The organism is Streptomyces sp. NPDC056224 (assembly GCF_042267665.1).
GTDB lineage: Bacteria > Actinomycetota > Actinomycetes > Streptomycetales > Streptomycetaceae > Streptomyces.
In genome coordinates this window covers 51,731-66,210 of sequence record NZ_JBHJTK010000029.1, presented here as the reverse complement: position 1 = coordinate 66,210, position 14,480 = coordinate 51,731, and the positions used below count along the sequence as shown (strand labels likewise).

Sequence of the window (14,480 nt, the reverse complement as noted above, 5' to 3'; positions counted from 1 at the left end):
CCACAGAAGGAGCCGCACCGTGCGCGCAGCACTGCAGAGCGAGATCGGCCAGGACAAGCTCGAAGTGGTCGACGACATGGAGGCCGTGGGCCTCGGCCCCGGCAAGGTGAAGATCCGGATCAAGGCCACGGGCCTGTGCCACTCGGACCTCTCCGCGATGAGCGGCGTCCTGCCGCAGCCCGCCCCCTTCGTCCCGGGCCACGAGGGCTCCGGAGTGATCTGCGACGTCGGCGACGGGGTCACCAGCCACAAGACCGGCGACCGCGTGCTCGTCTGCTGGCTGCCGCCGTGCGGCCACTGTGCGTCCTGCAAGCGCGGCCAGGGCCACCTGTGCCTGGAGAGCCTGGTCAACGCGGGCACCCCCAACTTCCGCCGCGCGGGCGGCGACATCTTCGGGTTCGCCGCCACCGGCACCTTCGCCGAGGAACTCGTGGTCGACGCCAAGTGCGCCGTCCCGATCCCCGACGACGTGCCCTTCGACATCGCCGCGCTCATCGGCTGCGGCGTCACCACCGGCCTCGGCGCGGCCGTCAACACCGCCAGGGTGGAGGCCGGGTCCTCGGTCGCCGTCATCGGCTGCGGCGGCGTCGGCATATCCGTCATCCAGGGCGCCAAGGTCCAGGGCGCGGCGCAGATCATCGCCATCGACCCGGTGGAGTCGCGGCGCGAGGCCGCCCTGCGGTTCGGCGCCACCGAGGCGGTCGCCCCGGAGGCCTTCGACGACGCCAAGAACCGGATCACCGGCGGCGAGGGCTTCGACTACGTCTTCGAGGTCGTCGGCAAGTCCGCCACCGCGCAGACCGCGTACAAGATGACCCGGCGCGGCGGCAGCGTGGTCATCGTCGGCGCCGGCGCCATGGACGACAACTTCCAGATCGACATGTTCTCGCTCTTCTTCGACGAGAAGAAGATCCTGCCGTCGATGTACGGCGGCGGGGACGTGCTCCGCTCCTACGAGCGCACCATCGCGCTGTGGCGGGCCGGCCGGGTGGACCTGGCGGGCCTGATCACGCACCGGGTGCAGCTCGCCGAGATCAACGACGCCCTCGACCAGATGCGCACGGGCGTGGCCCTGCGCACCTGCATCGAACTCTGACCCGCTCCGAGATCTGCGAGAGGAACCGTACGGATGTCACTGCCACTTGAGGGGCTCTGCGCCATCGTCACGGGCGCGGGCCGGGGCCTCGGCCGGGCCGAGGCGATCGAGCTCGCACGGCTCGGCGCGAGCGTGGTCGTCAACGACTTCGGGCAGCCCGGCCGGGACGGCTCCGGGGAGGCCTCGGCCGCCCCGGCGGAGGAGGTGGCCGCGGAGATCCGCGCCGCGGGCGGCGAGGCGGTGGCGCACCTCGGTGACGTGGCCGACTTCGAGCAGGCGCGCGAGCTGGTCGGCCTGGCGGTGAGCCGTTTCGGCAAGCTCGACGTCCTGGTCAACAACGCGGGCATCCTGCGTGACCGGATGGTCTTCTCGATGTCCGAGGAGGAGTGGGACTCGGTGATCCGGGTCCACCTCAAGGGCCACTTCAACACCACGCACTTCGCGTCCGTGCACTGGCGCGAGCGTTCGAAGGCGGCGGGCGGCCCGGTCTACGGCCGGATCGTCAACACCTCCTCCGAAGCCTTCCTCGGCGGCTCGGCCGGCCAGCCGAACTACGCGGCGGCCAAGGGCGGCATCGTGGGCCTGACCACCTCCACCGCCCTCGCCCTCGCCAAGTACGGGGTGACGGCCAACGCCATCTGCCCGCGCGCCCGCACCCGGATGACCGAGGACGTCTTCGCCGGCTTCCAGGTCCCGGAGGAGGGCAAGCTGGACGCCCTCGCCCCCGAGCACGTCTCCCCGCTCGTCGGCTACCTGGCCTCCCCGGCCGCCGCGAAGGCCAACGGGCAGCTGTTCGTCGTGCACGGCGGGATCGTGGTCGTGATGGAACGCCCGCGGGTGGCGGCGAAGTTCGACACGACCAAGGAGGCCTTCTCCTACGAGGAGCTCGACGAGGTCCTGACCCCGCACTACGACTCCCGCCCGGCGAACGAGACCTTCGCCGCGACGGAGGTCCTGGGCCTCAAGCACGGCTAGCGCCGTGACCGGTGCCGTGACCGGTGCCGTGACCGGCAGGGTCCACCCGGTCGCGGCACCCGAAGGCCTCAGGTGACGGAGCGGCCGCGGTCCCGCGCCGCAGCCGCCCCGTGCCGCGCCAGCGAGCTGGGCCACCAGGCGCGCGGCCCGATGTCCAGCACCAGGGCGGGGACGAGCAGGGACCGGACGAGGAGGGTGTCCAGGAGGACGCCGAAGGCCACGATGAAGGCGATCTGTGCGAGGAACGCGAGCGGGATGACGATCAGCGCGGCGAAGGTCGCGGCCAGCACCACGCCCGCCGAGGTGATCACCCCGCCCGTCGCCGTCAGCCCGCGCAGGACGCCCTCCCGGGGGCCGTGCAGCAAGGACTCCTCACGCACCCGGGACATGAGGAAGATGTTGTAGTCCACGCCCAGGGCGACGAGGAAGACGAACCCGTACAGCGGCACGGACGCGTCGGTGCCGCTGAATCCGAACGCGTGCCGGAAGACCAGTGCGGAGACTCCCAGCGTGGCCAGGTAGTTCAGCGCCACCGTCGCCACCAGCAACAGGGGGATGAGGACCGAGCGCAGGAGCAGGACGAGGATGGCCAGGATGATCGCCAGTACGACGGGCACGATCAGGTCCCGGTCCTGCCGCGCGGTCTGCTGGGTGTCGTACTGCTGGGCGGTGTAGCCGCCCACCAGGGCTTCTGCCCCCGGTACCGCGTGCACCGCGGTGCGCAGCCGTTCGACCGTCTCCTTCGCGGCGTCGCTGTCCGCGGCGTCTTCGAGGGTGGCGTCGATCTGCACCCGCCCGGTGCCCGGTTCGGCCCCGGTCGCCGGTCCGCCGCGCACGGTGGCCGCGGCCACCCCCTCCGTCGCCTCCGCGGCGGTCCTGACCTCCTCGGCCGCACCCGCGCCGGCCACGATGACGGCCGGGTTGCCCGATCCGCCCGGGAAGTGCTCGCTCAGGGTCCGCTGGGCGGTCACGGACGGCGCTTCGTTGACGAAGATCTCGTCCAGCGGTACGCCCTTGGGGGACAGCATGGGCGAGAAGCAGGCCAGGAGGGTGAGCAGCAGGGCTGCGGACACCCACACGCGCCGCGGCGAACGGTCCACGAGGGCGGCGACGCGCCGCCAGATCTCGTGCCCGCCGGACTTGCCGTCGGTGGGCTTCGGCCGGGCCGGCCAGTAGGCGGCCCGGCCCAGGAGGACGAGCACGGCGGGCAGGAACGTCAGCGTGCTGAGCACGGCGCACACGATCCCGATCGCCCCGACCGGCCCCAGGGCGCGGTTGTTCGTCAGATCGCTGGCGAGCAGCGCGAGAAGGGCGAGGGCGACGGTCGCGGCGCTGGCGGTGATCGCGCCGAAGGACCGCCGCAGGGCCGCGCGGGCCGCGGCGAACCGGTCGTCCCGTTCGGCGACCTCCTCGCGGAAGCGGGCGGCGAACAGGAGCGCGTAGTCGGTGGAGGCCCCGATCACCAGGATCGAGAGGATGCCCTGCACCTGTCCGTCGACCCGGACGATGCCGTGCCGGGCCAGGAAGTAGACGACGGCGCATGCCAGCGCCAGCGAGAAGACGGCGCCGAGAATGATCACGAACGGCAGCAGGACGCTGCGGTAGACGGCCAGGAGGATCACGAGCACGGCACCGAGCGCCACGCCCAGCAGGAGGCCGTCGATCCCGCCGAAAGCCTCCTTCAGGTCGGCCTGGGTGGCCGCCGGTCCCGTGAGCTGCGCGGTCGTGCCCGGTACGGAATCGGTCGCGGTGCGGATCCGGTCCAGCGTCGCGGCGAGACCGTCCCCGAGGTCCGGCTCCAGCTGGACGACGCCCTGCAGCGCCGTGCCGTCCTCGGAGCGAAGGGCGGGCGAGGGTACGCCCACCACGCCCGGATTCCCCCGGAGGCCGGCCAGTGCGCGGGTGGCCGACTCCTGCTGCCCGGGTGTGACCGGGCCCCGGTCGGCGGTCCAGACGGCGATGACCGGGAGGGTCTGCGACTGGCGCAGTGCCTTCTGCTCGGCGGCCACTTCCGTGGACTCGGCGCTACGCGGCAAGAACGCCGCCCGGTCGTTGGTGGAGACCTCGCCCAGCTTCCCCGCGTAGGAGCCGAGCGCGCCGCCGACCGCGAGCCAGACGACGACGAGGACGACGGGCAGCAGCCATCGGACGTGTCGGTGTGCGGTGATGCCCATTGCTTCCCCAATTCCGTTCTGTGGCCAGGCCACGGTGCCGGTCCCGGTGCCGGTCCCGGTTCCGGTTCCGGTTCCGGCCATGCCCCGGCATGTCGCTCGACCATAAAGTATCTCAATGATCGAGAAATACTATCCTTGAGGCATGGCAGGCCCGAAGGAAGACGTGCACGCAGCTCCGCCCCAGGACTCCACGGACCTGCAGGCCTTCGCCGTGCTGCTGCGCCGTATGAACAGCGAGTTCAACCGCATGGCCCATGAGTTCGCCCAGGCCCACGGCCTGCACACCACGGACGTCCAGGCACTGATCGCCCTCCTGGACAGCGGCAGCGACGGCTCCGTCCAGCCGATGACGCCCGGGCGCCTGGGGGAGCAGCTCAACCTCACCTCGGGTGCGGTCACCGCCTGCCTGGACCGCCTCGAACGAGCCGGACACGTACGCCGTACCCGGGCTCCGGACGACCGCCGCGTGGTGCACCTGCAGTACGCGCCCGCGGGCCGGGAGGTCGCGCGCGACTACTTCATGCCGCTCGCCCGCACCACCGACGCCGTCCGGGCCGAGTTCGACGAGGCCGAACTGTCCGTCGTCGTCAGGTTCCTGGCGTCGATGAACGACCGGCTGACCCTGCTGCGCGGTGCCCGCGACTGACCGGCGGGCTCCCGGGGCCGCCGGGGCCTCCGATACGGGCGCCGCGCACTGCGCACCCCCCACCCCGTAGTCACCAGCCGCGCGTTCCCGGCGAGCCCTTGAAGGGGCCTTCGATCTCCCCGGTGATCCAGCCTCCGTAGAAGTCGCCCGGCTGGGGGACGACGGGTTCCCCGTCGACGGAGCACGAGGTGACACGGGCCGGGTAGAAGGCGAGGTGCCGTGCGATCGGGGCGAAGCCGGGGGAGGGGTTCTCGTAGCTCCAGCCGATGGCGGCCCGCCGTGCCTGCGGATCGGGCGGGGAGAAGTCCCAGTACGTCGCCTCTCCCTTCCACTCGCACCAGGTGTGCGTCCGCGAGGGGGTCAGCAGGTCGACGCAGGTGTCGTCCCGCGGGATGTAGAACACCGGAGGATGGCTCGTCTCCAGGACCCGCAGGCACCGGCGCGAATCCGCGACGAGCGTGTCGCCGAGGTGCACGACGACGTGCCGGTCGTCGCGCTCGACGCGGGGCGGGCGCGGGTAGTCCCAGACCGATTCGGAGGGGCGTCCGCCGGCCGCGTTCATGGCCGTACCGCCTGCACCGTCGGCGCCATCTGCATCACCTTCACCACCTTCACCGCCCGGACCCTGGGGGGTCGCCTGAACCTCCCGCGCGAGAGCTCTCGTCCACTCTTCTGCTCCACTCTTCTGCGCGAAGGCCCCGAACGGATGCTTCCGGGGAGTCGTGGCCTGCGCGGGCCCGGCCCGGGCGGTGCGGGGTGCGGCTCGTTGCGGGGTGCGGCCCGCCCCCTACAGCGGCGCCTGCTGGAGGGGGATCGGGCGCGTCGGCGTCGGCGGGGCGGGATCCAGGCGGACCGGCGGGGGAGGGGCGGGCGGCAGGCTCATCCCGACGATCCCGCAGGGGACTTCGGGGGTCGCGTACGGGAGGTGCAGGCGGCCCTGCGCACTCCACAGGCCGGTACCGCCGAGCCAGCCCGCGGGCGCCCCGAACCGGAAGACCTGCCGGTCGGCGGGGCGCCACAGCCCGATCCTGCCGTCGGGCAGCCGCAGCGCCACCCCGCTGGTCTCCGGCATCAGCGCCTGGCCGGGCTGCACGGCGAAGGGGTGCGCGTCCCCCAGCCGCAGACACTCCGGGAAGCGGACCGGCAGCGAACTGCCCAGCACCCCCCAGCCCAGGCGCGGTTCGCCCGGCGCGTCGGAGCGGATCAGCAGCAGGCCGCTGTCCGGGTCGGCCAGCAGCAGCCGGTCATCGCTCGCCTCGGTGATCTGGAGCAGCGGGGAGACCTCGCCGCCGCGCCCCAGGTCCACGGCGACGGCCTTGGTGGTGCCGTCCAGCTCGTGGTCCAGGGCCAGCAGCCGGCCCACGCGGTCCAGCCAGACGCCGCCGGAGCACCGGCCCGGGATCCGGGCGACCTGCTCCGGCCCGAAGGCGCCACCGGCCACCCTCCACACCGTGGTCCCGGCGCCGGTCACGGCCAGGGCGAAGGCGTCGCGGCCGTCCGGGGACGGGGGCAGCAGGCGGACCCGTACGTCCCCCCCTTCCTCCGCGCACACCGCGCCCAGCGGGAGCTCCCCGGTGCGCGGCCCGGCCGCGGCGCCCGTCGGGTACAGCAGCGCGAAAGCGTGCCGCTCCGCCACCCGCCGGTGGATCAGCACGCGCCCGTCGGCCAGGGGCAGCAGCTCGGTGTCGGCCTCCTCGGGCTGCGCGAGCGGCAGCGGCACCGCGTACGGCTCGGGCCCGGCCAGGGTCCAGCGCTCCGCGTAGAGCGCCTCGCCGTCCCCTGCGAGCCGGGCGGCGTACGACCCGTCCGCGGCGATCGTGAACGGGGCCGTGGTCGTCATTTCGATGGCACAGACAGTCATCCGTGCGTCACCTCCGGTGGCGAAGCTAGTTTTCACCGTTCGTGCCGAACAGTGCGCACATGCCCGCTTCACACATACGGGTGGCCGGGCGGCGATTCGTCTTTGCCGATGGAGACGGTTGTGCTGCGCGACACCGGGGCGTTCACCTGCTGCGACTGCCGTGGGCGGGGAGCGGGGCCCGTCCTGGCGGGGACGGTCGCCCCGGACGGTAGCCTTGGCCCGTGCCCCGTCTCTCTGAAGTCATCGCCGCGCTGGACGCTCTCTGGCCCCCCTCGCGGGCCGAGCAGTGGGATGCCGTCGGCACCGTCTGCGGCGACCCCGAAGCCGAGGTCTCCCGGGTGCTGTTCGCCGTCGACCCCGTACAGCAGATCGTCGACGAGGCGGTGAAGCTGGGCGCCGACCTGATCGTCACCCACCACCCCCTCTATCTGCGCGGCACCACCACCGTCGAGGCCGGCACCTTCAAGGGCCGCGTCGTGCACACGCTGATCAAGAACGACATCGCGCTGCACGTCGCCCACACCAACGCCGACACGGCCGACCCCGGCGTCTCCGACGCCCTCGCCGGCGCCCTGGACCTGCGGATCACCGGCCCGCTGGTGCCCGACACCACCGACCCGGCCGGCCGCAGGGGCCTGGGCCGGATCTGCGAACTGGACCACCCCGAGACCCTGCGGGAGTTCGCCGCCCGCGCCGCGGCCTGGCTGCCGGCGACCGCCCAGGGCATCCGCGTCGCCGGCGACCCGGACGCGCTGATCCGCCGCGTCGCCGTCAGCGGCGGCTCCGGCGACAGCCTCTTCGACCAGGTCAGGGCCGCGGGCGTGGACGCCTTCCTCACCGCCGACCTGCGCCACCACCCGGTGTCCGAGGCCCGCGAGCAGAGCCCGCTCGCCCTCGTCGACGCCGCCCACTGGGCCACCGAGTGGCCCTGGTGCGAGCAGGCCGCCGCACAGCTCGACGCGATCTCCGAGCGCCATGGCTGGGGCCTGCGTACCCACGTCTCGCGCACGGTCACCGACCCGTGGACGGCGCACGCGCCGTCCGACGTTTCCTCACCTCCCTCTTCTATCTCAGGAGCCCCCAACTGAACGCCGAGCCCGCCGACCAGATCCGACTTCTCGACGTCCAGGCCCTGGACGTCCGGCTGTCTCAGCTCACCCACAAGCGCAAGTCGCTGCCCGAGCACGCCGAGGTCGACTCGCTGACCAAGGACCTCACCCAGCAGCGCGACCTGCTCGTCGCCGCCCAGACGCAGGCCAGCGACGCCGCGCGCGAGCAGACCAAGGCCGAGCAGGACGTGGACCAGGTGCGCCAGCGCGCGGCCCGCGACCAGCAGCGCCTGGACTCCGGAGCGGGCGTCTCGGCCCGGGACCTGGCGAACCTGCAGAGCGAGGTCGTCTCCCTGGCCAAGCGGCAGGGCGACCTGGAGGACGTGGTCCTGGAGGTCATGGAGCGTCTGGAGGCCGCGCAGGAGCGCGTCACCGAACTCACCGACCGCGTCGCCGGCCTGGAGACCAAGCTCGCGGACGCCATCGCGCGCCGTGATGCGGCCACCGGCGAGCTCGACGCCGAGGCCGCCAAGACCACCAAGGACCGCGAGGTCATCGTCGCCTCCATGCCGGCCGACCTGATGGCGCTGTACGAGAAGATCCGCGCCAAGCAGGGCGGGGTCGGCGCCGCGCGCCTGTACCAGCGCCGCTGCGAGGGCTGCCGCCTGGAGCTCGACATGGCCGAGGTCAACGAGATCAAGGCCGCGGCCCGCGACCAGGTCGTGCGCCACGAGAACTGCGGCCGCATCCTGGTCCGTACGGCCGACTCGGGCATCTGATGCAGAGGCTTGTCCGGTTCGTCGTGGAGGCGGACGGCGGCTCCCGGGGCAACCCGGGGCCCGCAGGCTACGGCGCGGTCGTCCTCGACCCGGCGACGGGCGAGACGCTGGCCGAGCGCGCGGAGTACATCGGCGTCGCGACGAACAACGTGGCGGAGTACAAGGGCCTGCTCGCCGGGCTCAGGGCGGCGCGCGAACTGGCTTCGGACGCGCAGGTCCTGGTCCGGATGGACTCCAAGCTGGTCGTCGAGCAGATGTCCGGCCGCTGGAAGATCAAGCACCCGGACATGAAGCCGCTCGCGGCGGAAGCGGCGACGATCCTGCCCCGTTCCCAGGTCACGTACGAGTGGATCCCGCGCGAGAGGAACAAGCACGCGGACCGGCTCGCCAACGAGGCGATGGACGCGGGCAAGCGCGGCAAGCAGTGGCAGCCGTCGGCCTCCACCGCCGCCCTGGACCACGGTGCCGCGCGCGCCCTGGCCTCCGGCGGTGTTCCGGGGGACGCGGCGAAGGGAGCCGCGTCCGTGCGCGCCGCCCTCGCCGCCGGCGGGGGTAAGGGGGCCCGCACGGCCGAGGCTGCGGACGCGCGCGCCGGCTCCGCCGAAGCGGGCGGCACCGACACGCTGTTCGGCGAAGCCGGGGCGCTCGCGCCCGGCCGGACCCCTGCCTCGGCGGGGCGCGCCCCGGCCCCTGCGGCCGACGTCGCCTCCGTCACCGCACCACGCTCCGCGGCCGGAGCGGGCCCGGCCGTCGCGGACGCTCCGTCGGCGGCCGCGGCCCCCATTGGGGCGGCCTCCACCGCGGGGGCCCCCGTCGGCGGCACGGGCTGGGGGCCCGACATGGGCACCCCCGCCACCCTCGTGCTGCTGCGCCACGGCGAGACCGCCCTCACCCCGCAGAAGCGCTTCTCCGGAAGCGGGGGCTCCGACCCCGAGCTGTCACCGGCCGGGCGGCGCCAGGCCGCGGCGGTCGCCGAGGCGCTCGCCGCGCGCGGCACCGTGCAGACGGTCATCAGCTCCCCGCTGCGCCGCTGCCGCGAGACCGCGCAGGCCGTCGCCGACCGCCTCGGCCTCGACGTGACCGTCGAAGAGGGCCTGCGCGAGGTGGACTTCGGCGCCTGGGAGGGGCTGACCTTCGCCGAGGTGCGCGAGCGGTTCCCCGACGACCTCCAGGCGTGGCTGGACTCCCCGAAGGCGGCCCCCACGGGCGGCGGTGAGAGCTTCATGGCCGCCACCCGCCGGATCTCGGCCACCCGCGACCGGCTGCTCGCCGCGCACGCGGGCCGTACGGTGCTGCTGGTCACCCACGTGACCCCGGTCAAGATCCTGGTCCGCCTCGCCCTGGGCGCCCCGCCGGAGTCCCTCTTCCGCATGGAGCTCTCGGCGGCATCCCTGTCGGCGGTGGCCTACTACGCCGACGGCAACGCCTCGGTCCGGCTGCTGAACGACACGTCCCACCTGCGGTAGCCGCTCACGCGACGAGGGCCCCCGTCACCGGCAGTCCGGCGGCGGGGGCCTCTGTCACCGCAGGGGCATCAGGGTGCGGGCTTCAGGTGGCTGAGGGCTTCCACCGACTTGCTCAGGGCGCGGGCCATGTTGCGGGCTTGGGCCTGGGCGGATTGGATCGCGCCGCTCGCCTCCCGCGGGTACCGGCCGGGCCGTTCTCCGTCCGTGCCGGCCCGGTCGCCGTTACTCCGGAGCATGTGAAGCTCCAGGTGGCGTAGCGCGTCTTCGAGGTGACGGGCCAGGTCGAGCAGGCTCCCGGTCACGGAGGCGATTTCGCCGGGGCTTCCGTAGGCTTCGCGGGGGTCGGTGGTTGCTTCGGCGAGGTCGCGGATGAGTGCGGCGGCGGTGGCCGCGTGGGCCGGGTGATCGGTCATGGGGGTGAGCGTGCCCATCGGACGGCCCGCCGAAAGGCGTCGGCTGCCGGGACCGGGCGGCCGCCCCTCCCCGGTCACGCAGAACGAAACGTCCGACGTGGGGAAGCCCCAGGTCGGACGTTGTGCGGCAGACGAGCCGGCCTGTACGCCGGGTTCTGTCACCCGGTGACCTCGCGGTCGCCGGGGAGACGGCCATCCATCTAGGACCGGCGTTGCCGCCGGCCTCGTGCGGTCTACCCGCGAACTCGGGCGAGCAGCCCTCAAACGTCCGCGCAGACCCGTCCGAAGACGGATCCTCTTGACCTTGCTCCGGGTGGGGTTTACCTAGCCGCCTGAGTCACCTCAGGCGCTGGTGGTCTCTTACACCACCGTTTCACCCTTACCGAGGACCGAAGCCCCCGGCGGTCTGTTTTCTGTGGCACTGTCCCGCGGGTCACCCCGGGTGGGCGTTACCCACCACCCTGCCCTGTGGAGCCCGGACGTTCCTCGGCGGGATCCTCAGGATCCCGACGCGGCCGCCCGGCCGACTCGTCTGCCGTGGCGACCATGCTACCGGCTGTACCGTCACGGCTTGACCTTGATGCAGCGGCAGGGTTTCGACGCACCCGCGTACGCAGGCTCACCGCGCCTGGGCTGGGCCTCGGGGTACCTCCCGGCGGTAGCCGGGGCAGAGGCGCGCGGCATCTTCGCGGACGACGCCTGGCGCGTGCGGGGCGGGTCAGGCCGGGGCGAACAGGGCCTTCGCCGTGCCCGGGTCCGCCTCCGCGAGGAGGACCCGCAGGTGCTCGCCCAGTGGCAGCTCCCGCGAGGCGGACACGATGCGGCCGACCACCGCGGGGTCCGTCAGGTGGACCGTGCCGATCTTCGGCTCCCGGTCGTCGACGTCGATCACCATCGCCTCGAAGACCTCCCCGACGCGGTCCTTGAGCAGCGCGGCCCCGACCAGGTCCACGCACTCCCGCTCGGCCGTGTTGGCCAGACGCCCGCCGCCCGCCATCTCCTCCGGGAGCGAGTCCAGCGCCGCCACCGCCCACCGCGGGGGTTCGGCCCCCGCCACCGCCGCCAGGCACAGCTCGCCCGCGTACCGGTCGACCAGCCGGCGCAACGGCGCCGTGCAGTGGGCGTACGGGGCCGCGACCGCCGCGTGGAGCGCCGGATCCGGGGCCGCGCCCCCGGTGAAGACGGTGTAGCCGGCGCCGCGCAGCAGGGCCGTGCACTCCTGGAGGAAGGCCGCGTGGGCGGGGCGGTGCGGATCGAGGGAGCGCACGAGTCCGGCGTACGGGACGTGGTGCGGCCAGTCGATTCGCAGGGCCTTCGCCGCCCGCCGGAGCCTGCCGACGGCGCCGTCGGGCGCGGTGGGCAGCGTGCGCAGGATGCCGGTCCCGGCGGCCAGCATCAGGTCGGCGGCGGCGATGCCGGTCATGAGCGAGACCTGGGCGTTCCAGCCGTGCGCGGGGAGCGGGGCGCGGTAGGCCAGGGTGTACGAGCCCCCGTGCTCGGCGATCTCCTGTTCGGGCACGTTCAGCGAGATGCCGCCGCGCTCCGCTTCGAGGGCCTCGCGGAGCAGGCCGATGTCCTTCAGGAGGGCGAGGGGCTCCTCCGCCGTGCCGGTGTCGATGGCCTTCTGGGCACCGTCGTAGTCGAGCTCGGCCCGGCTGCGTACGAGGGCACGGCGCACGTCGGTGGTCTCCACCCGGCCCTCGGCGTCGAGGTCGAGCACCCACAGCAGCGCGGGGCGGGTCCGGCCGGGCAGCAGACCGGCCGCGTCCCGCGAGAGCACGGGCGGATGCAGCGGGACCTCCCCGTCGGGGAAGCAGAGGGTGGTGGCGCGGCGGTGGGCCTCGGCGTCCAGCGGGCCGCCCGGGGTGACGAAGGCGGCGACGTCGGCGATGGCGCAGTGGACCCGGAAGCCGCCGGCGGGCCGCTTCGCCAGGTGCACGGCCCGGTCCCGGTCGGCGCAGGACGGGGGGCCGATCGTGAAGAAGGGGATGTCGGTGGCGTCGGCCTCGGGCAGGCGGGGCTCCCGGGCCGCCCGTCCGGCCTCGGCCAGCACCTCGGCCGGGAACTCCACCGGCACGTCCAGTTTCGTCCGCAGTTCACGCAGCGCCACCCGCAGGGCAGCCCCGTCTGCGCCGGTCATGTGCATGGGACGGCGTGGCATGGATCGAGCCTATGGGCGGCGGGCGTGGACGGCATGGCGAGCCGTCTACCCTGGCTGCGGGGCCGCATCCCCTGCGCCGTGTCGTACTGAAGGAGAACCACCGTGCTCGTGCTGCTGCCGCCGTCCGAAGGAAAGGCCGCGGGCGGTTCCGGCGCACCGCTGAAGCCGCAGACGCTGTCCCTGCCCGGTCTGGCCCCGGCCCGTGCGGAGGTCCTGGACGAGCTGGTCGAGCTGTGCGCCGGCGACGAGCCGCGGGCGCGCGAGGTGCTGGGCCTGAGCGAGGGCCTGCGCGGCGAGGTGGCGAAGAACGTGGAGCTGCGCTCGGCCGCGGCCCGGCCGGCCGGGGAGGTCTACACCGGTGTGCTGTACGACGCCCTGGCGCTGGCCGACCTGACCCCGGCCGCGCGGAAGCTCGCCGAGGACGCGCTGCTCGTCTTCTCGGGGCTGTGGGGCGCGGTGCGGATCACCGACCGGATTCCCTCGTACCGCTGCTCGATGGGCGTGAAGCTGCCCGGGTGCGGCGCGCTCGGCGCGTACTGGCGGGGGCCGATGGCGGAGGTGCTGCCGGCCCATGCCGGGGAGGGGCTGGTGCTGGACCTCCGGTCGGCGGCGTACGCGACGGCGTGGAAGCCGAAGGGGGAGACGGCGGGGAGGACGGCGACCGTGCGGGTGCTGCACTCTCAGGTGGTGGACGGGGTGGAGAAGCGGTCGGTGGTGAGCCACTTCAACAAGGCGACGAAGGGTCGTATGGTCCGGGACCTGCTGCTGGCCGGTGCGGTCCCCTCGTCGCCCGCCGAGCTGGTCACGGCCCTGCGGGACCTGGGCTACGTGGTCGAGGCCGAGGCCCCTGCGAAGGCGGGCAAGGCCTGGTCCCTGGACGTGGTCGTCACCCAGATCCACCACTGACCCGCCGTCGCCGGGGTCGCCGTTGCCGGGGTCGCTGCCCCCGGCACCCGGCACCCGGCACCCGGGCTCAGCCCAGCCCCAGCCCAGCTCAGCTCAGCGAACCCAGTTCCGCCGGAGTGTGATGCGCGGGGGTCCGGGGCGCAGCGCCAGGAAGCCCGGGCGCGGCCCGGGGCCGATAACGCGCCTCAGCGGCCCAAGGGCCAGGCGACCGTCGCCGGGGTCTGGGGCGAGGTGCCGGCGTACGTGGCGCAGGCGTCCGTCAGGGTCTCCAGGAGGGTGAGGGGGTCCGGGAGGGGGTGTTCCATGCCGCGGATCCAGGTGACCGCCTGGTCACCGGGGAGCGCAGCCGGGGGGACCAGGACGTAGCTGCCCCGGCAGTGCCAGCGCAGGCCCGGGTGTTCGTCCATGGTCTCGGGGTGGCAGTCCAGTTCGCAGGGCCACCACTCGTCCTCGTCCTCCGGCGTGCCGCGGGTGGCGGTGAAGAAGAGCATCCGGGCCTGGTCGCCCGTGCCGCCCGACTCGGCGACCGGGCCGACCTCGATGCCCGCCTCCAGCAGGCGCGCGAGGGCGCCGGTGCCGGCTTCCAGCGGGACGTCGAGCACGTCGTGGACCATGCCGGTCGCGGTGATGAAGTTGGCCTGGGGCTGGTTGCGCGCCCACCGTTCGACCTGCGCGCGGTCCGTGGTCGACTGGGTCTGCCAGGCGAAGGAGAGAGGGTGCCGTGCGGGCGTCGGACAGCCGATCCGGTCGCACGAACACCGGTAACCGGCGGGATGGGCGGCGGGGGCGAGCGGCAGACCGGCCGCGGCGACGGCCAGGAGCAGCGCCTCGCGTTCTCGGCCGGGGTCCTCGGCGATGGGTTTCGGCCGCCGGCGCAGCCACTGGGAAATCCTGCTCTGCTCGCCGCGTTTGACGCGGCCGGACTCAGACCCCATCTATCCCCTCACCTCACCG

Annotated in this window: 13 protein-coding genes and 1 other RNA gene; 7 read left to right on the top strand and 7 right to left on the bottom strand. The window is 73.7% G+C overall.

The window, feature by feature from the left end; translation table 11 throughout:
* Positions 1 to 19: 19 nt before the first annotated feature.
* Both ACFCZ1_RS27375 and ACFCZ1_RS27370 read left to right on the top strand, forming a co-directional pair.
* Positions 20 to 1,096, top strand: a complete 1,077-nt coding sequence (locus ACFCZ1_RS27375) for a Zn-dependent alcohol dehydrogenase (RefSeq protein ID WP_376680932.1) — start codon at positions 20 to 22, stop codon at positions 1,094 to 1,096.
* A 33-nt stretch (positions 1,097 to 1,129) separates the two neighbouring features.
* A complete protein-coding gene (locus ACFCZ1_RS27370; RefSeq protein WP_376680931.1) occupies positions 1,130 to 2,071 on the top strand; it encodes a 3-oxoacyl-ACP reductase in 942 nt (313 codons plus the stop codon).
* Positions 2,072 to 2,139: 68 nt separating this feature from the next.
* Here ACFCZ1_RS27370 and ACFCZ1_RS27365 read toward each other — a convergent pair whose 3' ends face one another.
* Positions 2,140 to 4,245 carry an MMPL family transporter gene (locus ACFCZ1_RS27365; protein WP_376680930.1) on the bottom strand — a complete coding sequence of 702 codons (2,106 nt, stop codon included), beginning with the start codon at positions 4,243 to 4,245 and terminating at the stop codon, positions 2,140 to 2,142.
* Positions 4,246 to 4,387: 142 nt separating this feature from the next.
* Between ACFCZ1_RS27365 and ACFCZ1_RS27360 the strand changes: the two genes are divergently transcribed.
* Positions 4,388 to 4,891, top strand: a complete 504-nt coding sequence (locus ACFCZ1_RS27360; protein ID WP_376680929.1) for a MarR family winged helix-turn-helix transcriptional regulator — start codon at positions 4,388 to 4,390, stop codon at positions 4,889 to 4,891.
* A 70-nt stretch (positions 4,892 to 4,961) separates the two neighbouring features.
* Here ACFCZ1_RS27360 and ACFCZ1_RS27355 read toward each other — a convergent pair whose 3' ends face one another.
* Complete coding sequence (locus tag ACFCZ1_RS27355; protein ID WP_376680928.1) at positions 4,962 to 5,453, bottom strand: DUF427 domain-containing protein; 492 nt, start codon at positions 5,451 to 5,453, stop codon at positions 4,962 to 4,964.
* A 225-nt stretch (positions 5,454 to 5,678) separates the two neighbouring features.
* Complete coding sequence (locus ACFCZ1_RS27350) at positions 5,679 to 6,752, bottom strand: hypothetical protein (protein WP_376680927.1); 1,074 nt, start codon at positions 6,750 to 6,752, stop codon at positions 5,679 to 5,681.
* 221 nt (positions 6,753 to 6,973) lie between these two features.
* Between ACFCZ1_RS27350 and ACFCZ1_RS27345 the strand changes: the two genes are divergently transcribed.
* Genes ACFCZ1_RS27345 through ACFCZ1_RS27335 form a run of 3 tightly spaced genes read left to right on the top strand, consistent with a single transcriptional unit; the run spans position 6,974 to position 10,046 of the window.
* Positions 6,974 to 7,840 carry a Nif3-like dinuclear metal center hexameric protein gene (locus tag ACFCZ1_RS27345; RefSeq protein WP_376680926.1) on the top strand — a complete coding sequence of 289 codons (867 nt, stop codon included), beginning with the start codon at positions 6,974 to 6,976 and terminating at the stop codon, positions 7,838 to 7,840.
* On the top strand, positions 7,837 to 8,580 hold the full coding sequence (locus ACFCZ1_RS27340; protein ID WP_376680956.1) for a zinc ribbon domain-containing protein: 744 nt from the start codon (positions 7,837 to 7,839) through the stop codon (positions 8,578 to 8,580). Before ACFCZ1_RS27345 ends, ACFCZ1_RS27340 begins: the two co-directional genes overlap by 4 nt.
* Entirely contained in the window at positions 8,580 to 10,046 is a 1,467-nt protein-coding gene (locus ACFCZ1_RS27335; RefSeq protein ID WP_376680925.1) for a bifunctional RNase H/acid phosphatase, read from the top strand. The genes ACFCZ1_RS27340 and ACFCZ1_RS27335 overlap by 1 nt, the downstream gene beginning before the upstream one ends.
* Positions 10,047 to 10,114: 68 nt before the next feature.
* Here the strand turns inward: ACFCZ1_RS27335 and ACFCZ1_RS27330 are convergent, their stop codons facing one another.
* From ACFCZ1_RS27330 to ACFCZ1_RS27320, 3 genes are all read right to left on the bottom strand, one after another.
* Positions 10,115 to 10,459 carry a hypothetical protein gene (locus ACFCZ1_RS27330; protein WP_376680924.1) on the bottom strand — a complete coding sequence of 115 codons (345 nt, stop codon included), beginning with the start codon at positions 10,457 to 10,459 and terminating at the stop codon, positions 10,115 to 10,117.
* Between the two features lie 128 nt (positions 10,460 to 10,587).
* An RNA gene (gene rnpB, locus ACFCZ1_RS27325) (RNase P RNA component class A) lies at positions 10,588 to 10,990 on the bottom strand.
* A 187-nt stretch (positions 10,991 to 11,177) separates the two neighbouring features.
* Positions 11,178 to 12,620 carry an RNB domain-containing ribonuclease gene (locus ACFCZ1_RS27320; RefSeq protein WP_376680923.1) on the bottom strand — a complete coding sequence of 481 codons (1,443 nt, stop codon included), beginning with the start codon at positions 12,618 to 12,620 and terminating at the stop codon, positions 11,178 to 11,180.
* Positions 12,621 to 12,722: 102 nt separating this feature from the next.
* Between ACFCZ1_RS27320 and yaaA the strand changes: the two genes are divergently transcribed.
* Positions 12,723 to 13,526, top strand: a complete 804-nt coding sequence (gene yaaA / locus ACFCZ1_RS27315) for a peroxide stress protein YaaA (RefSeq protein ID WP_376680922.1) — start codon at positions 12,723 to 12,725, stop codon at positions 13,524 to 13,526.
* Between the two features lie 185 nt (positions 13,527 to 13,711).
* On the opposite strand, the gene ACFCZ1_RS27310 is transcribed toward yaaA, so the two are convergent.
* Positions 13,712 to 14,461 (bottom strand): bifunctional DNA primase/polymerase, encoded by a 750-nt coding sequence (locus ACFCZ1_RS27310; RefSeq protein ID WP_376680921.1) that lies wholly within the window; start codon positions 14,459 to 14,461, stop codon positions 13,712 to 13,714.
* Positions 14,462 to 14,480 lie beyond the last annotated feature (19 nt).